The following is a 20,187-nucleotide window of genomic DNA, read 5'->3' as shown; positions in this document are numbered from 1 at the left end:
GGTGTCCTGGGCGGCGGCGCCGGCACCACGCGGGATACGTTCGAGCTTCTGTTCCAGTCCGAACAAGCCGGCGCGCGTCTGGCTCTGTTCGGTCGCAAGATCAACTTGGCGGAGTCGCCGCTGACCCTGCTGCAGTTCATGCGGCATGTTGCGGATGGCGAAATCGCCCCGGGCGAGGCCGTGCGGGCCTATCACGGCGCGTTGGACAAGGCAGGCATCCGGCCCCGCCGCATGCTCGCCGAGGATCTCGAAATTACAGAAACTGTGCTGCGCGGCTAGCGCCCCACGGCACCATTGGCGGGCCGGGCGAGACCGAGATGATCGCGCAGCGTCCGGCCCTCGTATTCCTGTCGGAACAGCCCGCGGCGTTGCAATTCCGGCACCACGCCGTCCACGAACTCGGCGAGGCCGCCGGGATGGAAGGGGGCGAGGATATTGAAGCCGTCGCAGGCGCCGGCCGTGAACCACTGCGCCATAAAATCCGCAACCGTCGCCGGCGTGCCGACCACGCGCAGATGGCCTCGGTTCTGCACCATCTCCGTCGCGAGGGAGCGGATGGTCGCACCGGGCGCGCGCGCCCGCTCCAGGATCAGCTGGCGGCGCCCGACCTCGCCATTAGTCTCGGGCAGCGCCGGTAGCGGCCCGTCCAGCGGATAGCGCGACAGATCATGCTGCAGGAAATCGGACAGGTAGGAGACCGCAAGCGCTGACGGCACCAGATCCTGCAGCGCGCGGTCCTGCGCGTCCGCCTCAGCCTGGGTGCGGCCGAGGATTGGCAGCAGGCCAGGCAGGATGCGGGTCGCCCCGGGCGGGCGGCCGGCGCCGCGCGCCCGGGTCTCCGCTGCCGCCCGGAAAGCCTGGGCCGAGGAGAGAGACCGCTCAACGCTGAAAATGATGTCCGCCACCCGGGCGGCGAAACCCTGGCCATCCGCCGAAGTGCCTGCCTGGATGATGACGGGATGGCCCTGCGGCGGGCGCGGCATGTTCAGCGGCCCGCGCACCGAGAAATAGCGGCCCTGCCAATCGGCGCGACGGATGCGCGCGGGGTCTGCCACCACGCCGCTGTCACGGTCGAGGACCAAGGCACCGTCCTCCCAGCTGTCCCAGAGAAGACGGAGAACATCGACGAATTCGCCAGCCCGCTCGTAGCGTTCGGCATGGCCGAGATGGGACGTCTGTCCGAAATTGCGTGCTTCCAGATCGGTGCTCGAGGTAACGAGATTGAGCGCGGCGCGGCCTTCGCTCAAGAAGTCCAGCATCGCGAGTTTTCGTGCGATGTGATAGGGCTCGTTATAGGTCGTGGAAACGGTGGCCGCGAGGCCGATCCTGCTGGTTGATACCGCAAGAGCCGAGAGCAGGGTCAGCGGTTCGGGCCGGATGGTAATCGAGTGGCGCAGAACAGCGTCGTAACTGTCGTTGATTCCGACGCCGTCCGAATGAAACAGCAGATCGAATTTGCCACGCTCGGCGATCGCGGCCAAGTCCCGGTAGAAGGCGAAGGACATCAGTCCCTCGGTCGGCACCCCGGGCATGCGCCAACCGGCAACGTGATTGCCGAGATTGAAGAGAAAGGCGCCGAGGTGCATCTGCCGTGTCAATCGAACCTCCCGATGCTTGGTCCGGAAACGCCCTCCGTACCATCGCCAAGGCCGGCGAGCGCGGTCGCGACTAGGCCTTCGAGCAGCGCCCGCTCGGGCCGCACGCGGGCGAGTACACGCAGACCCATCAACACGCCGAGCAGATGCTGCGCCATGGCTTCCGCGGGAGCTTTGCTGCCGATCGTGCCATCCGCCTGGCCTTCTTCGATGGCGCTGCGGAAGAAAGCTTCGATGCGCTTGAGCACGCCCGTGATGATGTCCCGAAGCTCGCCGTCATGCGGGGCCAATTCCAGCGCCGCGTTGACGACCATGCAGCCCTTGTGCTGGCGGTCGCTCAGCGACCGGCGCAACACGTCCCCGAAGAAGGTAGCAATGGCGGCACGCGGCGGCAGCGCCTCGCAACGTCCGATGCGGACGCCGATGCTGGTCTCGATATAGCGGTCGAGCGCCGTGCGGTAGATCGCGCGCTTGTCCCCGAATGCATTGTAGAGGCTGGCGGCGGTCAGCCCTGTCTCGGCGGTCAGATCCTTGACCGAGGTCGCCTCGTAGCCGCCGTCCCAGAAACGCTGCATCGCCGCATCGAGCACGGCCTCCTCGTCGAATTCGCGTGGTCTCGCCATGCCTTACATCGTCCATCAGTGCCAGGAGAGCCGCCCCGGCAGCGCGCGGTCCATTTTGGATCGCCTATCTTAGAACAGAACCCGTCGCTACCGTCACGATCCCGTGATGGAACGCTTCATTGTCAGATCGTGCGGCTCGTTTTAGATCGTTCGCTACAAAATTGTCGCGAGATTTTTTGGCCGGGAGGTAACCGGCCCTGATCTTTCACCGAAACGGCATTCAGGGATCGACGACAGGAAGGTTTTACATGAAGGATCGTGTTCCGACCGGAGATCCGAGCCATGGGTGAGGCCGTGTCAGGCCCCGGCGCGGCCGTCGTTCCGGCGCGCGCGCGGCGGCTTCATCCCGTTCCCATCCGCATCATGCATTGGGTCAATGCGGCAGTGATGCTGGTCATGATCACCTCCGGCTGGGGCATCTATGATGACGACGTCATCATCCACGGCTTGCATTTCGGCGGCTTCTGGAGGCTCGGCGATTGGGCGGCCCCGAGCCTGCAATGGCATTTCGCCGGCATGTGGATCCTCGGCATCAACGGGCTCGTCTATCTCACCTATGGTTTCGCCACCGGCCGCCTGCGGGAGCGGCTGCTACCTATCCGCATCCGGGACGTGGTGCAGACGGTGCGGGATACGCTGCGTTTCAAAATCGCCCATGAGGATCTCACCGTCTACAACGCGGTCCAAAAGATTCTGTACATCGTTGCCATTGTGGCGGGCATCTCGCAGGTCATCACCGGCATCGCCATCTGGAAGCCGGTGCAATTCGCGCCCCTCGTCAGCCTGCTCGGCGGCTTCCAAACGGCGCGCGTGCTGCATTTCGCCGGCATGGCGGTCATCGTCGGCTTCCTCATCGTCCATACCGCGCTGGCGCTTCTGGTACCCAAAACCATCTGGGCCATGCTCGCGGGCGGCCCCTTTCTCAAACCGGCCGCAAAGCGGGGCGCCCTCAAATGATACGCTCCCCTCATCGCCCAGAGGATGCGCCCGACGCCTCCGTGCTCGATACGCACCGGCCGCTCATCCGCAGCCTGGAGCGGCGCGGCCTGATCCGCGGCGGCCTGTCGCTCGGCGCCCTCGTCATGCTCACGGGCTGCGACGTGAAGCGGCCGGAAGCCGTGGAGCAGGCGCTGCTCGCCATGTCCCGCTTCAACGACCGCGTGCAAGCACTGCTCTTTAACCCGAACCAACTGGCGCCGACCTATCCGGACTCGAAAATTCTGCGCCCGCCGAAATTCAACGCCTACTACGATGTGACGCAGGTCAAGCCTGTAGATGGCAATAGCTGGCGGCTGGAGGTTTCCGGGCTCGTCAGCAATCGCCGACCTTGGACACTCACCGATCTTCAAACCCTGCCGCAGCGTTCGATGGTGATCAAGCATATCTGCGTCGAAGGCTGGAGCTATATTGGCGGCTGGAGCGGCGTGCCCTTGAAAACCTTCCTCGAACATGTCGGCGCCGATACCCGCGCCAAATACGTCGCCTTCAAGACCGCCGACAATTACCCGAGCAGTATCGACATGGCGACGGCGTTGCATCCGCAGACGCTGCTGGCCTTGGATTATGGTGGGCAAACGCTCGCCGATCCCTTCGGCTTTCCGCTGCGCCTGCGCATGTCGACCAAGCTCGGCTACAAGAATCCGAAATGGGTGACGGCCATCGAGGTCACCAACACCTATCCCGGCGGCTACTGGGAATCCCGGGGCTTCTCATGGTTCGCGGGGATTTGAGGGGCATGCGCGGCATTCTTTTCGCGCTCGCTTTCGTCGGCCTGGGCGTGGCCGCCGCGCGGGCGCAAAGCCCAATGCCCGGCGGCATGCCGCCACCCTCGGGCATGAGCCTCGCGCAATCGGCCGCCATGCGCTTCCCCCAGCCCGTGCGCGTTGGCGATCTGCTCCATCGTCTCGTGCTGCGCCCGGTCGAGGCCCAGACGATCCTGGGCCGCGTGCGCGCCGTGGTGCGCAACGCGCAGGGCGATATTCTGGTCGTCATGTCCTATGGCGGCTTCATGGGGATCGGCGGCCGATCCATCGCGGTGCCGGTCGATGCCATGGTACTGCTCGGCCAGGACATGGAGGTCGTGGCCTTCACGCCGCAGCAGCTGGCGGCCTTCCCGACCTATACCGGGTCCGGAACGATGACCGTACCGGATGACACGACAATCAAGGTCGGGCTTGCCAAGCCGTCGCACTGAACCTTTGCCGGATACCTCACGTTTCTGTGGGAACGAAACCGCGCCCGTCGCTCCGTCGTATACTGGGCGGGCGACCGGTGATGCCAGGAATGAAACCATGCCTCACCGCCGCGTGAGGCCGAACCCGGAGGGCGGATCATGGAAAAGCGAAAACCTGGATCGGGCGGCGACTGTGCCATCTCGGTGATGGCGAAAGCGCCGCGGCCGGGTCATTCCAAGACCCGCCTCTGCCCGCCGCTGCATCCCCAGGAGGCGGCAAGCCTCAGCGCCGCCTTCCTGCGTGACACAACGGAGAATTTGCGTGTGGCGGCGGAAACCATCGCCATCGCGCGCTACGCGGCCTATGCACCGCTCGGCACCGAAGCCGGGCTTGCCCCCCATCTGGCCGCGGACACGCCGCTAATCCTGGCCGATGGCAGCGGCGCCCCCGCGCCGGGGGTGGAGGGCTTCGGCCGCTGCCTATTGGATGCGACCATGGGTCCTTTCGCGCGCGGCCACACCTCTGCCTGCGTGCTGAGTTCAGACACGCCCAACCTGCCGACCTCCTATCTCGTCTCGGCCGCCCGCCTGCTCGCCGCCGGCGACAGTCAGCGCGTGGTGCTCGGCGCCTGTGATGATGGCGGCTACTATCTTCTCGGCATGAACGCTCCCCATGCCGGTCTTTTCGCCGATATCGCCTGGAGCACGGAGACGGTGGCCGAGGCAACGCGCGCCCGTGCCCGGTCCCTCGGCCTCGACATGATCGAACTGCCGTCCTGGTACGATATCGATGATGCCGCCGCGCTCGATCGCTTGCTGCGGGATGAGCGGGGCTATGCCGCGCCCTTCACCCGGCGCGCCATCGCGGCCCTCGACCTCGCCGCTCTCCTGCAAGGCGAGCGCGCCGCGTGACGAAACGACTTTCCCTTCTTGCGATCCTGGGCGTCCTGCTGCTGGCTCTGACAGTTGCCGGCATCCTGGTCGATCCCTCTGCCGTGCCGGGGCCCGCACATGTGGCAATGCTCGGCTGGCTCGTCATTCTGCTCGGCATCAGTGCGGCGGTGTATTTTCTGTCCGTCTGGTGGGTGCTGCGCGCCCAGTGGCCGAAGCAGACGGTTTGGCTCGTCCTCGGCATCGCTGCGCTTTTGCGCGTCACGCTGCTGACCGTGCCGCCAATGCTCTCCACCGATATCTACCGCTATGTCTGGGACGGGCGGGTGCAGGCCCATGACATCAACCCCTATCGCTATATCCCGGTTGACCCGGCCTTGGCCGGGCTGCGGGACAGTCGCGTCTATCCCCACATCAACCGCAAGGAATATGCGCGCACCATCTATCCGCCGGTGGCCGAAATGGTCTTCGGCCTCGCCGGCCGAGTATGGGACAGCGTCAATAGCTTTCGGCTCGCCGCCCTCGCCTTCGAGGCTTTGGGCATCGGCGCGATGCTGCTCCTGCTGCCGCTGGCTGGACTGCCGCGCGAGCGGATTCTCATCTACGCTTGGAACCCCCTCGCACTTTGGTCCTTCGCGAGCGACGGGCATGTCGATGCCATTGCCGTGGGCTTCGTCGGCCTTGCGCTTCTGCTGCGCGCCCGGCGCCGGCATGGCTGGGCGGGTGCCGCACTCGCTGCGGCGGTGATGGCGAAATTCCTGCCCATCGTCGTGGCCCCCGCCCTTTTGCGCGGCGGGCGTTTCTGGCGCCCTGCGGCGGCCGGCCTTGCGGTCATCATCCTCGGCTACGCCTTCTACAGTGGCGCGGGCCGGCACGTTCTGGGTTTTCTGCCGACCTACGGTGCCGAGGAAGGGCTCGACAGTGGCCAAGGCTTCTGGTTGCTGGCGGGGCTGGGGTCCATCCTGCCGCTGCCCGGCTTTGCCGGTGCCCTCTATGTGGCTCTGGTGGCCCTTCTCTATGCCGGTATTTCCTTGGCACTGTTGCGGCGCCCGCCGCCGGCAAATGATGCCTACCGCCTCTGCCAGGATGCGGGCTTGCTCATTGGCGTCGCCCTGGTCGCGATCAGCCCGCATTACCACTGGTATTTCGCCTGGGCGGCACTGCCGGCGGTCGTGGCACCCTCGGCCGCGTTGCTCTGGCTCGCGACCGCGCCGTTGCTGCTCATCATCGACCCCATCGGCAATAGCCACTTTCTGTGGCCCTCCCTCATCTACCTTCCCGCCGCAGCGCTGCTGCTGGTGGAGCTACGCCGCCGGCAGGCCCAGCCACGTCCCCTGCCCGCCGCAACAGGAGAAATTGCATGTCCGCTACAGTCGCGCTGAAGGACCCGCGCCGCTATTTTGAGGAGATTGGCGCCGAGCGCACCGCCCACGCGGAGAAGCCGCCCGTCTGCCTCTATCTGGAGGTCACCAACCGCTGCAACCTGCTCTGCGAGACCTGCCCGCGCACGTTCGAAACGCTGGAGCCGCCCGCCGATATGAGTTGGGAGCTGTTCACGAAGATCGTCGACCAGGTGCCCAACGTCGCCCGTGTCGTGCTGCATGGCGTGGGCGAGCCGATGCTGGTGAAGCAGCTTCCCGACATGATCCGCTATCTCAAGGCGCGCGGCACGTACGTGTTGTTCAACACCAACGGCACGCTGATGCAGCCGAAGCGCTTTCAGGAGCTGATCGACACCGGGCTCGACGAACTGCGCGTCTCGCTCGACGCCGCGGACCGCGAGTCCTATGCGAAGGTGCGGGGCAAGGATTTTTTCAATCGCATCGTGCGCGACGTGGGGAAATTCGTTGCGTACCAGAAGCAGGTAGGGGCGACCACGCCGCGGGTCTCGCTCTGGCTCACCGGGCTGAAGGAGACGGTGGAGCAGCTGCCGGCCTTCGTGCGCCTGGCGGCCCAGATGGGCATCCGGGAGGTGCATCTGCAACGTCTGGTCTTCGACGAGCAGGGTTACGGCATGGCCAGCGCCGCGCAGTCGCTCTTCGAGAATACGCAGGAGGAGGAACGCCGGGCGATCGAGGCGGCGCAGGCAGTGGCGGAGCCCCTTGGCGTGACGCTCGATGCCTCGGGCGCGACCGAGCCCGGCCTCAGCCTGAAGCGCCAGGAGGATCGCGCCTGGTCCACCTGCCGGCGTCCCTGGTCGCTGATGTATTTCACCGCCCATGGCCGGGCACTCCCCTGCTGCATCGCGCCCTTCGCCGTGCGTGGATACAGCAACTACACACTGGGAGACGCGACACAGCAGGATTTGCGCGACATCTGGAACGGTCCGGCCTATCGGGATTTTCGCGATAGCCTGCTGTCCGACACACCGCCCGCGCCCTGCCAGAATTGTGGAATGCGATGGAGCCTCTGAGCCTCGTCATCCCGACTTTCAACGAGGCCGAGACGATCGGCGCCGTGGTACGGGAAATCCCTGCGGCGTATCGCGGCGACATCATCGTGGCGGATGGTGGCAGCACGGACGGCACCCGGGAGATTGCACAAGCCGCCGGCGCGCGCGTGCTCGATGCCGGGCGCGGTTATGGCCGCGCCTGTGCCATGGGTGCGGCCGCGGCCTCTGCCGAAAGCCGCGTCATCGCCTTCATGGATGGCGACGGCGCCGATCGCGGAGACCTCATCGACCGTATCGCGCGGCCGGTGCTGGAGGGAGCCGCGGAGTTCGTCCTCGCCTCACGTACACGCGGCGTGCGTGACCCCGGTTCGATGCTCTGGCATCAGGTGATCGCCGGCCGGGTGGCTGGGTTCGGCATGGGCGCGCTCTATGGCGTGCGCTATTCGGATATGTGCGCCTTTCGCGCGATTAGCCGCGAGGCCTTGGCTGCCCTCGGGCTGCGTGAAATGACCTACGGCTGGAATATCGAAATGCAGATGCGCGCGGCCCGTGTCGGCCTGCGCATCCTGGAAGTGCCGATGCCTTATCGCTGCCGCGCTGGCGGCAGCTCCAAAGTAGCGGGCTCGCTGTCCGGCACCATGCGCGCCAGCACAAAGATCGTCAGCACCTTCCTCCGGGTGGCGACGGCCCGGGGCGGATCAGTGCAGGGCTGACGTCTTGGCCTCGGCTCTCCGCCATGACCGTCTCCACGAAACTCGCGAATTGCCGGGCCTTGGCGCTTGCCATCCGCCCGGTCGGAAAGACCGCCCAAAGGTCGATCGGCGGCAGACTCCACTCCGGCAGCACCCGGCGCACCGCGCCACTCGCAATTTCCGCGGGGAACATCCAGTCTGAGGCAATGGTCAGCCCCATGTCAGCCAGCACCGCCGCACGCAGTCCTTCGGCGGCACTGAGCCGCACCCGGCCATGCACCGTGACTGAGACCTCAGCACCGTCTCTCGTAAAGCACCAGACATTGGGCTGCTGGCTGTAGGTCACAGCCTGATGCTCGGCGAGATCGGCCGGGATCCGGGGCACCCCGGCGCGGGCGAGATAGGCCGGGGTTGCGAGCACTGAACGGCCGCCGGTTGCGAGTTTGCGCGCGACCGCCGCGGAATCCGCTAGCGCCCCCATGCGAAGGGACAAGTCAACGCCCTCGGCGATGAGGTCGATCATGCGGTCGTCGAGAATGACGTCAATATCGAGCCCGGGATGCGCGTTCAGAAACCGCGGCAGATGCGGCACGATATGCAGGCGCGCGAAGGTCGTGGCGGCCGAGACGCGCAGCCGGCCGCGAAGACCGGCACCGGCGCCGCGCGCCGCAAGTTCGGCCTCATCCGCCTCCTGGATCGCCGCGCGGGCGCGCTCAAAATAGCGCAGGCCCGCTTCCGTCGGGCTCAGCCCGTGGGTGGAGCGGACCAGAAGGCTCACCTGCAGCACGTTTTCGAGCTGCGCAATTGTCTTGGAGACCGCCGGCTGACCGACATTCAACTGCCGGGCCGCGGCGGAGAAGGAGCCCGTCTCCACGACGCGCACGAAGGTCGCCATCGCCTGAAACCGGTCCAACGCCATTCCCCTCCGGAATGGTCATTATTGCCTGGAGACCGCTGCCATGTCGAGCATCAGGGAGGCATCTCCTCATCATGCGCGGCGCCCCGCCTGAAGAGGAAAGAGATCATGGTCGACGTCTATGCCTTCGCGACGCCCAACAGCATCAAGGTGCCAATCGCGCTGGAGGAGATGGAGCTTCCCTATCGGCTCCATGGCGTGAATGTGCGCCAGGGCGCGCAGAAGGCACCGGATTTTCTCACCCTCAACCCGAACGGCAAGGTGCCGGTCTTGGTAGACAAGGAAGCCGGAGGCGGCCGGATGGTGCTGACGGAATCGGCCGCCATCCTCATCTATCTGGCCGAGAAGACGGGGCGCCTGCTGCCGCCGAGGGGCCGGGAGAGGGCGCGGGTCTTCGAACAGCTGTTCTTTCATGCCTCTGCCCTTGGGCCGGCCTTCGGGCAATCCGGCTTCTTTCAACGCCAAGCGGCAGAACCCCAGCCACTCGCCATCCAGCGCTTTTCGGCCGAAGCCCGCCGCACGCTTGGCGTGTTGAACGGCGTGCTCGCCGAACGGCCCTTCGTTGCCGGCGATGAGTTCACCATCGCCGACATCGCACATTTTGGCTGGTTCTGGCGGCGCGACTTCGCGGGCGTAACCTTCGACGAGACTCGCCACGTTGGCCGCTGGTACGAGGACGTCGCGGCGCGCCCGGCGGTACAGCGCGCGATCGCGCAAGTGAGCGCCCTCGTCCCACAATCCTGAACATCGGAGTGAGGAGAGGCAGAATGGCCCTGCAGGACGAGCTTGATGCTTTCAAGGCCGATTACGAAGCCGGCAAGCCACCCCACAGCGTGCCCCGCTCGGCGATCAAAACCATGCAGCGCGCGACCGCCGAACTCATCGCCTCGGGGGCGGCAAGCCGGGCATTGAAGGCCGGCAGCAAGGCACCCGGTTTTACGCTGAATGACCCCGACGGCCAGTCCGTCTCCTCGCGCGATCTGCTGGCCCAGGGGCCGCTGATCGTCAGCTTCTATCGCGGCATCTGGTGCCCCTATTGCAACATGGAGTTGCGGGCCCTGCAGGCGGCGCTCCCCGCGTTCGCGGCGCTCGGCGCCCGTCTTGTCGCGGTCTCGCCGCAGACGCCGGTGAACAGCCGCAAATCCGTCCGGCAGAACAGTCTCACCTTCCCGATCCTGGCGGACCCGCACAACGATGTCGCCGCCGGCTTCGGCCTGCGCTTCGCGATGCCCGACGATCTCGTCGCGCTCTACAAAAACCTGAAGAACGATCTGCCGTCCTTCAATGGCGATCAAAGCTGGACCCTGCCGATGCCGGGCCGGTTCGTTATTGGCCAGCACGGCATCATCCTCTACGCCGAGGTCAACCCTGATTACACCAAACGTCCGCAGCCCGAGAACATGCTGCCCGCGCTGCGCTATGCGGCAAGTGTCTCTGCCTGATGGACAAGACGCTGCACGCAAAGGACCTGCGCGATCTCAGCGCGCACCCAAATCATGCATGCTTTTGTTTTGTGCAATCGCTTAGGTTTTAGGCGCCTGGCTGCATTTTTCGCAGGGGTTGTGAATTTTTCTTGACCCCTGCCGCATCGCTGATAAACACTGCGCCGCGACTTCATCATAGGTTGGCGGATTGGTCCGCCAACTTCGGCAGGTGAGCCCTTCGGCAGAGTAATCTGCCTAAGGGCTCTTTTTGTTTTGGGGCTAGGAACATCACCTTTGGGTTCGCACGTCAGCCCGCGCAGTCTCAAGATTGGCATCCTCTTCTCGACCTCCGGCCCCTACGAGACCGTGGGCCGGGAGTTGCGCGACGGTGCCTTGCTCGGCCTCGAACTCGCCAATGCCCAGGCCAATGACGGGCTGATCCTGGAGCCTGAGATTGTCGATCCTGGTGGCTCGCTCGATCGCTATCGCGAGGCAACGGATACGCTGCTCCGCCACGGCGTCCGCCACATCATCGGCTGCTACACGTCCTCCAGCCGCAAGGAAATCATACCGATCGTCGAGAAGTTCGGCGGTCTGCTCTGGTACCCCTCGCATTACGAAGGTTTCGAGAGCTGCCCCAATGTCATCTATACCGGGGCATCGCCGAACCAGCATGTCGTACCGCTCGCGCAATGGGCGCTGCCGCGCTACGGGCGCTCCGTTTATTGCATCGGCAGCAATTATATCTGGCCCTGGGAAAATACGCGCATCATGCGCGGCCTCATCCAGGAAGCTGGCGGCACCGTGCCGCGCGAACGCTATCTGCCGATCGGCTCCACCGACATGGAGGCGGTGATCGCGGAAATCGCGGAAATCCGGCCCGATTTTATCTTCAACACGCTCATCGGTGAATCGAGTTATCATTTCTACCGTGCCTATCACCGGCTAGGGGAGCGAGACGAAGCCTTTCTGCCCGACAGCCGGCCGATCCTGAGCTGTACGCTGTCCGAACCTGAGTTGCATGCGATCGGGCCTGAGGCCGCGGCCGGGCATATCGCCTGCAGCGTCTATTTCCAATCCGTGGCCCGCGCCGAGAATACCCATTTCACCGAGGCTTTCGGTACCCGCTTCGGCGCCGGCCGGGTCACTTCCGCCGATTCCGAAGCCGCGTTCATCACCGCCCAGCTGCTCGCGGCAAGCCTGCGCCATGCGCAGACGGACGACATCCAGGCGGTCAAGCATGCCGCCTATGCTTGCCAGGTCAAAGCGCCGCAGGGCGCGGTCTGGATCGACCCCGACAACAATCACGCCTGGCTTACTCCGCGCATCGGCCGCGCCAGCACGGCAGGTGATTTCGACATCGTCTGGGAGGCCGACGCCCCTTGGCGACCGGACCCTTATCTCACCCTGCCCGCGCAAGGCGCGGCGGCCGTGGTGACGGCGCCCGCCCCGAAGCCACGGCGACCACTTCGTCTCGTGGGGAAACAAGGATGTTGAGCAGTTTTGCCGGCCGCACGGCCCTCATCATCCATCAGGCGGACCACCACCGGGGAGCGTTGGAAGCGCAGATCCACAGGATCGGCCTCACCTTCCGCGCGCAGAGCCCAGCCACCACCATGACGCTGGAAGATGCCGCTGTCGATTTCATCTTCTTCGATGCCGATACCGGTCATGAATCGCTCTTTCCCTGGGGGCGCGCCTTCCCCCCGGTTCCGTTGATCGCCCTGCTTGCCTCGGAAGCGCCGGGCCGCATCGAATGGGCGCTGTCCCAACATGCATCCGGTTTCATCGTCAAGCCCATCGGCTCCGGGCGGGTCTTCCAGACCCTGCTCGTTGCGCATCAGGTGCATGCTGAGATGAAGCGGCTGCGCGACACGGTGGACGATCTCGCGGAGCGCGTGCGCGCACGCCCGCTCGTCGTGCGGGCTACCATCGAAATCATGCGCCTGCACGGTCTTGACGAAGTGCATGCGCTCGACCGCCTGCGTCGCGCCGCCATGGATGCGCGCGTCAGCGTGGAATCTCTGGCAGCCGGGATTGCGAGCCAACCGGCGCTCGCAGCTCGCCTGGGCGACACCCCCGACACCGTCTCCATCGCCGCGCCCAAGGGACGTCGGGCAACGACATAGTCTTCCCATTCATCGATTGAGAGGGACTCCCATGACAGACGATACGATGCCATCCAATCCGGCCCCGAACGGGTTCGGGCCGACCCGCCGCAATGTCCTCCTGACCGCCGGTGCCGCCGCGGCGGCGACCATGCTGAGCCGCCCGGCGATCGTCCGCGCAGCCAGCGACAAACCCGTCAAGATCGGATTCATTGAAGATGAATCCGGCAATCTCTCGATCTACGGCATTCAGAAGCTGCATGCGGCGCAGCTCGCCGTGCAGGAGATCAACGCCGGCTACACGCTCGCCGGCGGCCCGGTCGGCACCGGGATACTCGGCAGCTACGGCATGTATGCGCCGAAGCCGCCGACGCTCGCGACCTCGGGCGGCGATCTCAAGATCATCGATGACGGCGGCACGCCGAGTGAAAAGGCGATGGTCACCTCCGACACCGACGAGATCCTGGTCCAGTCTGGCGACAAGGGCCTGCTCGGCCAGCCCGTGCAGTTGCTGTCGGCGGACGGGCAATCCAACAACCAGCTCTGGCAGCAGCTTGCCCGCCGCATGATCCAGCAGGACCGGGTGGACGTGCTTTTCGCCGGCTTCGCGAGTGCGGAGCGCGAGGCGATCCGTCCCATCGTCGATCAGCGCAAGCAGCTTTATTTCTATACCAACCAGTATGAAGGCGGTGTCGCCGACAGCAACACCTTCTGCACCGGCGCGGTCTGCGAACAGCAGGTGATTCCGGTCATGCAATACATGGTCGAGAAATTTGGCCCGAAGATTTTCACCATCGCGGCCAACTACAATTTCGGCCAGCTTACCGCCGCCTGGGTGCGGTCCTTCGCGCCCATTCTGAAGGCTCAGGTCATCGGCGAGGAATTCCCCCCGCTCGAGGTCTCTGAGTTCAGCTCCGTGATCGCGCGTGTGCAGGCTGCGAAACCCGATTGGGTCATGACGCTTCTCGTCGGTCAGAACCAATCCAACTATTACCCCCAGGCGGCCGCTGCCGGCCTGCATCTGCCGATGGCCTCCACCGTCAACATGGCGCAGGGCTACGAGCACAAGCGCTTCAAGGCGCCCTCGCTCGCCAACATGCATAATGCCGTGAACTACATGCAAGAGATCCCGACCAAGCGGAACCAGGATTTCGTTCAGCGATTCTACAAGATGTTCCCGAACGATCCCTATCTCGGCCAGATGGCGCAGAACACCTATTTCAGCATTCATCTCTATGCCAAGGCGGCCCGCCTCGCCGGCACGACGGATCAGGAGACGGTGCGCAAGACCCTCGAAGCCGGTTGGAGCATCGAAGCGCCCGAGGGTTCAGTATTCCTTGAGCCCGCAACTCATCACGCGACCCACTACATCCGCCTCGCGGTGGCCGATGCGCAGCACAACATCAGCTTTGCGCGGGAATGGCCGTCGATCGAGCCCTGGTGGCTGCAACGTCTCGGCGTCAATCTCGTGCGCACGCCGGAGCACAAACAGTACACCCCGGCCGAGGATCCCTTCTTCAAGATGTTCAAGCCGGCGTAATCAGACAATGGCCGAAGCGATCAGCCTTCTCTATCAGTTCGGTACCAACGCCGCCTTCCTGCTGCTGGCAGCGCTCGGACTCATCGTCATCCTGGGCATGATGAATATCATCAACCTGGCCCATGGCGAGTTCATGATGCTCGGTGCCTATACGGCAAGCGCCGCCGTGCATCGGGGCGTGCCTCTGCCGCTCGCCGTGCTGCTGGCGGCGGTCGCGGTGGGCGTCTTCGGCATGGTGCTGGAACGGCTGATCGTGCGGCATTTCTACGGCCGCGAGCTTGGCGCCCTGGTCGTGACATGGGGCATCAGCCTCATCCTCGCCCAGGGCGCTCTGCTCGCCTTCGGCCCCTTCATGCCGCCGATCGCGATCCCGGGCGGATCGGTCTCCTTCGGTGTCTTTTCCTTCTCGGTCTACTGGCTCGTTCTCATCCTGCTCTGCGTCCTGCTGCTCGTCGGCCTCGGCTGGATCTACCGCCGCACCGATTTCGGCCTGCAGGCGCGGGCGGCGATGCAGAACCCCGCGATGGCGCGGGCGCTCGGCATCCGGGTCAACCGCCTCTACATGGTGACCTTCGGACTCGGTTCCGCACTCGCCGGCCTCAGTGGCGCGCTGCTTGCGCCGACAACCTCCATCGCCCCCTTCATGGGGCAGCAGTTCGTGGCACCTGCCTTCATCACCGTCGTCGTCGGCGGCGGGGCAAGTGTCATCGGCGGCGCGCTCGGCAGCAGCACCCTGCTGGCGCTTGTGGAAACGCCGGTCTCCTTCCTGCTCGGCACCTTCTGGGGCAGCGTCGCCCTGTTGGTGATGGCGCTCGTCGTCATCCGGCTGCTGCCGGGCGGCGTCTCCTCCATCAATCCGCGCTTCCTGCCGAGGTGGGCCCGATGATCGGCCGCCTCGCCCTGCCGCTCGCCCGCGGCTTCACCGGGCCGCATGATATCGGACGCAAGCCGCCGGCCTGGGCCGCGATGGCGATCGTCGCGATCGGCTTCCTCGTCTATCCGGCCTTCGCCAGTGCCTTCGCCGCCAGCAACGTCGCCTTCTACTTGCTCAACATCCCCATGGCCCTCGGCCTCAGCCTGCTCTGGGGCTATGGCGGTGTGCTGAGCTTCGGCCAGGTCGCCTTCTTCGCGGTCGCGGGCTACGTCTACGGCATCGTCGCCGGCAATTTTCCGGACAGCGCCTGGGCCACCTGGCTTGGCACGCTCGCGGGGCTCGGGGCAACCGCCCTGCTTGCCGCCGCTTTCGGGTATTTCATCTTCTACGCCCGGGTCGCGGCCTGGATCGTGCCGATTCTCACGCTGGTGCTCGCCCTTCTGCTCAATACCTTCCTCGGTCTCACCGCCGGTCCGCAATGGACCTTCGGCCAGGTGGCGCTCGGCGGCTATAACGGCATGACCGGAATCCCCTCCCTGCAGATCGCCGGCCTCACCTTCCAGGACTATGCCTTCTACTATCTCGTCGTCATCGTCGTGCTGTTGCTCATCGTCGGCCTCCGCGCCTGGGTGAATTCGCAACGCGGCCAGGTGTTGATGGCGATCCGCGAAGATGCCATCCGCACCGAGCTTCTGGGCTACGACGTGCGGCTCGAGCAGCTGCGCGTCTTCGTCGGCGCCGCCATCCTCTCCGGCATCAGCGGCCTGCTCTACGTGCAATGGGGCAACTACATCACCCCCTCCGTCACCAGCCTCAGCCAGGCGGCTCTCCCGGTCATCTGGGTCGCCGTCGCCGGGCGAGACAGCCTGGTCGCCGTTGCGATCATGACCTTCCTGCTCAGCCTGCTGAGTTACGAGCTTTCCTCGGCCGGAAACCAATATGCCCTCGTCATCATCGGCGTGCTGCTCGTCGCCGTGATGCTCTTCGCGCCGGAGGGCGTCATCCTGCGTCTGGCACGGCTCAGACCGCGCCGGGCGCGTCGGATAGGAGATGCGGCATGAGCGCCTCGGGACCGGTGCTGGAGGCGCGCGGCCTCAACAAGCGCTTCGGTGGCGTGGTGGCGGCGAGTGCAATCGACTTCACGCTGCACGGCCATGAACTGCGCTGCGTGATCGGCCCCAACGGCGCCGGCAAATCGACCTTCTTTTCGCTGCTCTGCGGTATCCAAAAGCCGGATTCCGGGTCGATCCTCCTCCACGGGCAGGACGTCACGCGGCTGGAACCCTTCCGCCGCGTGCGCAGCGGGCTCGGCCTCACCTTCCAGACCAATCGCGCCTATCACAAGATGACGGTGGGCGAGAATCTGGAAACCGCGCGGCGCGGGGGCACGGAGGAGGATGCCGCTCCCTACCGCGCCGCGATCTCCGCCTTCGGTCTCGCCGGCAAACAGGACCTGCCGGCCGCCCTGCTCGCCCATCACGAGCTGCAATGGCTCGAAATCACCATGGCGCTGCGCCAGGGGCCGGGCGTGCTTCTGCTCGACGAACCGACGGCCGGCATGTCCCCCAATGAAACGATGCGCACGGCAGAGGTGCTGCGGGAGCTCAACGCCGCCGGCCTCGCCATCGTCGTTGTCGAGCACGATATTGCCTTCGTTCGCGCGGTCGCCCAGACGGTCACGGTGTTGCATCAGGGCGCGGTCTTCGCGGAAGGCACGGTGGAGGAGATCACGGCGCGGGAGGATGTGCGCGCCATCTATCTCGGCAAGGTTCGGGAGAAGGCGCGATGATCCTTTCGGTAGACGGCGTCTCCAGCGGTTATGACACCGGCACCGTGCTGCGGGACGTGTCGATCAACCTCGACAAGGGCGAGATCGTCGGCGTCATCGGCCGCAACGGGGCAGGCAAGTCCACGCTCATGCGCACCATCATCGGCCTTTTGCCCGCGCGGGCGGGCACCATCCGCTTCGCGGACCAGGAACTGACGAAGCTCCGGGCCGAAGAACGCGCGCGGCGCGGCCTTGGCTACGTGCCACAGGGGCGGCAGATTTTTCCGCGCCTGACGGTGCATGAGAATCTCCGCACCGGCCGTTTCGTCGGCGGCGGCAAGGCGCTGGATTTCGACCTGATCTATGCGACCTTCCCGGTGCTCCGCGAGCGTGCCCGCCAGATGGCGGGCACCATGAGCGGTGGGCAGCAGGAAATGCTCTCCATCGCCCGCGCGTTGATCGGTGGCCCCTCCCTGCTTCTGCTCGACGAGCCGAGCGACGGCGTGCAGCCCAGCATCGTGCAGGAAATCGGCGAGGCGTTGCTCACGCTCAATCGCAGCCAGGGTCTCAGCGTACTCATCGTCGAACAGAATCTCGATCTCATGCAGCACGTGGCGCAGCGCGCCTACGTGCTCGACAAGGGCGCCATCGTTTCCACCCTCGGCCAGGAACAGGTGCAGGACGAAGCCCTGCTGGCCGAGTATCTCTCCATCTAGAAGGAACAGCCCCATGCTGGAACCAGCCGAAGGCTCTAAAACCTGGCTCCCGGATTCGATCATGGCACGACGCGGCGCGGGTGCCGGCCGCGAACCCGTGACGCATCAACTCACGGAAGCCGTCCAGGGCCAGTATCACTACACGATCGGGCCTTATTCCTCGCCCGTTCTTTCGGTCAAGCCCGGAGACCGCATCGTCGTCGAGACGCGGGATGCCTTCGAGGGCGCGATCAAGACCGAGCAGGACATGCCGACGCAGAAGCTGCGCATGCCCTTCCTCAATCCGCAGAACGGCCCGATCATGATCGAGGGTGCGGAGAAGGGCGATGTCATCGCCGTCCATATCGAGAGCATGGTCCCGCGCGGCCAGAACCCCCGTGGCACCTGCTGCATGATCCCGGAATTCGGCGCGCTGACAGGAACCACCTATACGGCAACGCTCAACAATCCGCTGCCGGAGATCGTGCGCAAGATTAATCTCGACGAGAAGCGCGTGCTCTGGAGCGACCGCGTAACCCTGCCCTACAACCCCCATATCGGCACGCTCAGCCTGTCACCCGAAATCGACAGCATCAATTCCCTGACGCCGGACCAGCATGGCGGCAATATGGACCTGCCGGATATGGGGCCTGGCAGCATCACCTACCTGCCCGTCCGCTCCCCGGGCGCGAGACTCTTCATTGGCGATGCCCATGCCTGCCAAGGCGATGGCGAGGTCTGCGGCGTGGCGGTGGAGCATGAGACGATCACCACCATCCGCGTCGATCTGATCAAGAACTGGGCGATCGAATGGCCGCGCATGGAGAAGGAGGAGTTCATCATGGCGATCGGCTCCGCCCGGCCGCTGGAGGACGCAACCCGCATCGCCTACCGCGAGTTGGTGCGCTGGATGGCCGCCGAATACCGCTTCGACCAATGGGATGCGTATATGCTTCTCAGCCAGTGCGGCCGCGTACGGCTGGGCAATTTCGTCGATCCGAAATACACGGTGGGTGCGGCAATTCCGAAGAAATACATCCTCGACCCCGCCTGATCCTACCCGCCTGATCTGGGCGGACACGGCGCGCCATGGACAAGCTGGCGCGTCCGTGATCCCCTTTCCGGGACAGCCGTGATGGCGCTACCCCTTCCGGGTGACGAGACGACCGGCACCCGAAAAGGGCTTCGCGATGTCCGACATCTTCACGTCCTCCTATCGCGCGGACGGCACGCCTTATTGGTGGGATGCGCGGGTCGCGGGCCTCCCGCCATGGCAGCCGGACGGGACGGTTTTTGATCTCGCGGTCGTCGGCAGCGGCTTCACCGGCCTCTCGGCCGCGCTCGAATTCGCCGAAGCCGGACACCGGGTTCTGGTGATCGAGGCCGAGAGCGCGGGCTTCGGCGCCAGCACGCGCAACGGCGGCATGATCACCGGCCACCTTCACGAATCGCCCGAACATCTGGCGAAGCTCTTCGGGCCTGAGATCGCCGACCGCATGTGCGCGGAGGCCGAGGGGCTGGTACCCTTCATGGCAGCCCAGGTCGCGCGCTTCGCCCTCGATTGCGGCTTTCGCATCGGCGATCATTTTCTGGGCGCCTATACCGACCGGCATTACGCGGCGCTCGAACAGTCCATCGGCCAGTATCAGCGGCAGGGCGCCGCCATGCGCATGGTGCCCTGCGCCGAGCAGGGCCGCTATATCGCCACCACCCATTACCAGGGCGGCAGGCTGCTCGAAGGCGCCGCCTCCATCCATCCGGCGCGCTATCATCGCGGTCTGGCGGAGGCCGCTGTCGCGCGCGGCGTGGCCTTTATCGAGGGTTGCCGCGTCACCGAGGTTGCTCGCGCCGGGGAGCAGTTCCGCCTCGCGACAACGCGCGGGCCGGTCACCGCCCGGAAAGTGCTGATGGCGACGAACGGCTATACCTCGCGCTCGCTCGGCTGGTTCCGCCGCCGCATCCTGCCGATGCAAAGCTCCATCATTGCGACTGAGGAACTGGGCGAGGCAAGGATGGCGGAGCTGTTCCCGACTGGCGCCATCATCAACGATACCAGGCGCATCCTGAGCTATTTCCGCCCCTCGCCGGACGGACGCCGGATCATCTATGGCGGTCGCGCGACCTTCGTGCCGATCGCGCATGACGAGACGGCGCGCCGGCTGCGGGCCATGATGCTGCTGGTCTTCCCGCAATTGTCAGCGGTGAAGATCAGCCATTGCTGGGGCGGCTTCGTGGGCTTCACCTTCGATTTCCTGCCCCATGCCGGGCAGAAGGACGGCGTGGATTATGCCATGGGCTATTGCGGCTCGGGGGTCGCCATGGCCTCCTGGCTCGGCCACCGCACTGCGCTGCGCATGCTCGGCCGCGCGGAGCCTTCCGCCTTCGAGACGCCGCCCTTCCGCACCCGTCCCTTCTATACCGGCAATCCCTGGATGCTGCCCGCCATCGGCGAATACTTTCGGCTGCGCGACCGGCTTGACCACGCAAGCTTTCGCG

The 20,187-nt window shown here is 65.4% G+C and carries 21 protein-coding genes and 1 pseudogene; 19 read left to right on the top strand and 3 right to left on the bottom strand.

Translation table 11 applies throughout. The annotated features are described in order from the left end of the window. Positions 1–279, top strand: a pseudogene (locus VL752_RS06345) (hypothetical protein); the annotation flags it as partial. Here VL752_RS06345 and VL752_RS06340 read toward each other — a convergent pair. Both VL752_RS06340 and VL752_RS06335 read right to left on the bottom strand, forming a co-directional pair. Then, positions 276–1,598, bottom strand: a complete 1,323-nt coding sequence (locus VL752_RS06340) for an LLM class flavin-dependent oxidoreductase (RefSeq protein WP_325353284.1) — start codon at positions 1,596–1,598, stop codon at positions 276–278. The pseudogene VL752_RS06345 and the gene VL752_RS06340 overlap by 4 nt on opposite strands. Continuing rightward, positions 1,595–2,218 (bottom strand): TetR/AcrR family transcriptional regulator, encoded by a 624-nt coding sequence (locus VL752_RS06335; protein WP_325353282.1) that lies wholly within the window; start codon positions 2,216–2,218, stop codon positions 1,595–1,597. Before VL752_RS06335 ends, VL752_RS06340 begins: the two co-directional genes overlap by 4 nt. 282 nt (positions 2,219–2,500) lie before the next feature. Here VL752_RS06335 and VL752_RS06330 point away from each other — a divergent pair, with 282 nt between their 5' ends. From VL752_RS06330 to VL752_RS06300, 7 genes are all read left to right on the top strand, one after another. Further along, on the top strand, positions 2,501–3,175 hold the full coding sequence (locus VL752_RS06330) for a cytochrome b/b6 domain-containing protein (protein ID WP_325353280.1): 675 nt from the start codon (positions 2,501–2,503) through the stop codon (positions 3,173–3,175). Next, on the top strand, positions 3,172–3,948 hold the full coding sequence (locus tag VL752_RS06325; protein ID WP_325353278.1) for a molybdopterin-dependent oxidoreductase: 777 nt from the start codon (positions 3,172–3,174) through the stop codon (positions 3,946–3,948). The genes VL752_RS06330 and VL752_RS06325 overlap by 4 nt, the downstream gene beginning before the upstream one ends. A 5-nt stretch (positions 3,949–3,953) precedes the next feature. Then, positions 3,954–4,412: a hypothetical protein gene (locus VL752_RS06320; protein ID WP_325353276.1), complete on the top strand. Its 459-nt coding sequence runs from the start codon at positions 3,954–3,956 to the stop codon at positions 4,410–4,412. 138 nt (positions 4,413–4,550) lie between these two features. Beyond that, positions 4,551–5,303 carry a TIGR04282 family arsenosugar biosynthesis glycosyltransferase gene (locus VL752_RS06315; RefSeq protein WP_325353275.1) on the top strand — a complete coding sequence of 251 codons (753 nt, stop codon included), beginning with the start codon at positions 4,551–4,553 and terminating at the stop codon, positions 5,301–5,303. Further along, positions 5,300–6,664: a hypothetical protein gene (locus VL752_RS06310; RefSeq protein ID WP_325353273.1), complete on the top strand. Its 1,365-nt coding sequence runs from the start codon at positions 5,300–5,302 to the stop codon at positions 6,662–6,664. Before VL752_RS06315 ends, VL752_RS06310 begins: the two co-directional genes overlap by 4 nt. Beyond that, complete coding sequence (locus tag VL752_RS06305; RefSeq protein WP_325353271.1) at positions 6,643–7,695, top strand: radical SAM/SPASM domain-containing protein; 1,053 nt, start codon at positions 6,643–6,645, stop codon at positions 7,693–7,695. Before VL752_RS06310 ends, VL752_RS06305 begins: the two co-directional genes overlap by 22 nt. Continuing rightward, entirely contained in the window at positions 7,683–8,387 is a 705-nt protein-coding gene (locus VL752_RS06300) for a glycosyltransferase family 2 protein (RefSeq protein ID WP_325353269.1), read from the top strand. The genes VL752_RS06305 and VL752_RS06300 overlap by 13 nt, the downstream gene beginning before the upstream one ends. Here the strand turns inward: VL752_RS06300 and VL752_RS06295 are convergent. Beyond that, complete coding sequence (locus VL752_RS06295; RefSeq protein WP_325353267.1) at positions 8,335–9,279, bottom strand: LysR family transcriptional regulator; 945 nt, start codon at positions 9,277–9,279, stop codon at positions 8,335–8,337. The two genes, VL752_RS06300 and VL752_RS06295, sit on opposite strands and share 53 nt — an antisense overlap. A 111-nt stretch (positions 9,280–9,390) precedes the next feature. On the opposite strand from VL752_RS06295, the gene VL752_RS06290 reads away from it, so the two are divergent. The 11 genes from VL752_RS06290 to VL752_RS06240 all read left to right on the top strand — a co-directional run. Further along, on the top strand, positions 9,391–10,026 hold the full coding sequence (locus VL752_RS06290; protein ID WP_325353265.1) for a glutathione S-transferase family protein: 636 nt from the start codon (positions 9,391–9,393) through the stop codon (positions 10,024–10,026). A 23-nt stretch (positions 10,027–10,049) separates the two neighbouring features. Continuing rightward, positions 10,050–10,724: a peroxiredoxin-like family protein gene (locus tag VL752_RS06285; RefSeq protein WP_325353263.1), complete on the top strand. Its 675-nt coding sequence runs from the start codon at positions 10,050–10,052 to the stop codon at positions 10,722–10,724. Between the two features lie 276 nt (positions 10,725–11,000). Then, on the top strand, positions 11,001–12,203 hold the full coding sequence (locus tag VL752_RS06280; protein WP_325353261.1) for a transporter substrate-binding domain-containing protein: 1,203 nt from the start codon (positions 11,001–11,003) through the stop codon (positions 12,201–12,203). Further along, the gene (locus VL752_RS06275) at positions 12,197–12,835 is read left to right on the top strand and encodes an ANTAR domain-containing response regulator (RefSeq protein WP_325353259.1); all 639 of its coding nucleotides are present in this window, start codon (positions 12,197–12,199) and stop codon (positions 12,833–12,835) included. The genes VL752_RS06280 and VL752_RS06275 overlap by 7 nt, the downstream gene beginning before the upstream one ends. A 31-nt stretch (positions 12,836–12,866) precedes the next feature. Then, the gene (locus VL752_RS06270; RefSeq protein WP_325353257.1) at positions 12,867–14,354 is read left to right on the top strand and encodes an ABC transporter substrate-binding protein; all 1,488 of its coding nucleotides are present in this window, start codon (positions 12,867–12,869) and stop codon (positions 14,352–14,354) included. Between the two features lie 7 nt (positions 14,355–14,361). Further along, positions 14,362–15,240 (top strand): ABC transporter permease subunit, encoded by an 879-nt coding sequence (locus tag VL752_RS06265; protein ID WP_325353256.1) that lies wholly within the window; start codon positions 14,362–14,364, stop codon positions 15,238–15,240. Further along, on the top strand, positions 15,237–16,289 hold the full coding sequence (locus VL752_RS06260) for a branched-chain amino acid ABC transporter permease (RefSeq protein WP_325353253.1): 1,053 nt from the start codon (positions 15,237–15,239) through the stop codon (positions 16,287–16,289). The genes VL752_RS06265 and VL752_RS06260 overlap by 4 nt, the downstream gene beginning before the upstream one ends. Further along, the gene (locus VL752_RS06255; RefSeq protein ID WP_325353251.1) at positions 16,286–17,017 is read left to right on the top strand and encodes an ABC transporter ATP-binding protein; all 732 of its coding nucleotides are present in this window, start codon (positions 16,286–16,288) and stop codon (positions 17,015–17,017) included. The genes VL752_RS06260 and VL752_RS06255 overlap by 4 nt, the downstream gene beginning before the upstream one ends. After that, positions 17,014–17,712 carry an ABC transporter ATP-binding protein gene (locus VL752_RS06250; RefSeq protein ID WP_325353249.1) on the top strand — a complete coding sequence of 233 codons (699 nt, stop codon included), beginning with the start codon at positions 17,014–17,016 and terminating at the stop codon, positions 17,710–17,712. Before VL752_RS06255 ends, VL752_RS06250 begins: the two co-directional genes overlap by 4 nt. 61 nt (positions 17,713–17,773) lie before the next feature. Further along, positions 17,774–18,745, top strand: a complete 972-nt coding sequence (locus VL752_RS06245) for an acetamidase/formamidase family protein (protein ID WP_325353247.1) — start codon at positions 17,774–17,776, stop codon at positions 18,743–18,745. A gap of 136 nt (positions 18,746–18,881) precedes the next feature. After that, positions 18,882–20,187: FAD-dependent oxidoreductase (locus VL752_RS06240; protein WP_325353245.1), on the top strand; the 1,306-nt coding region annotated here is incomplete at its 3' end.

It is taken from the genome of Acidisoma sp. (genome assembly GCF_035492295.1).
GTDB lineage: Bacteria > Pseudomonadota > Alphaproteobacteria > Acetobacterales > Acetobacteraceae > Acidisoma.
Note: the sequence above shows the minus strand (reverse complement) of the source record. Positions and strands in the feature narration are given on the sequence as shown.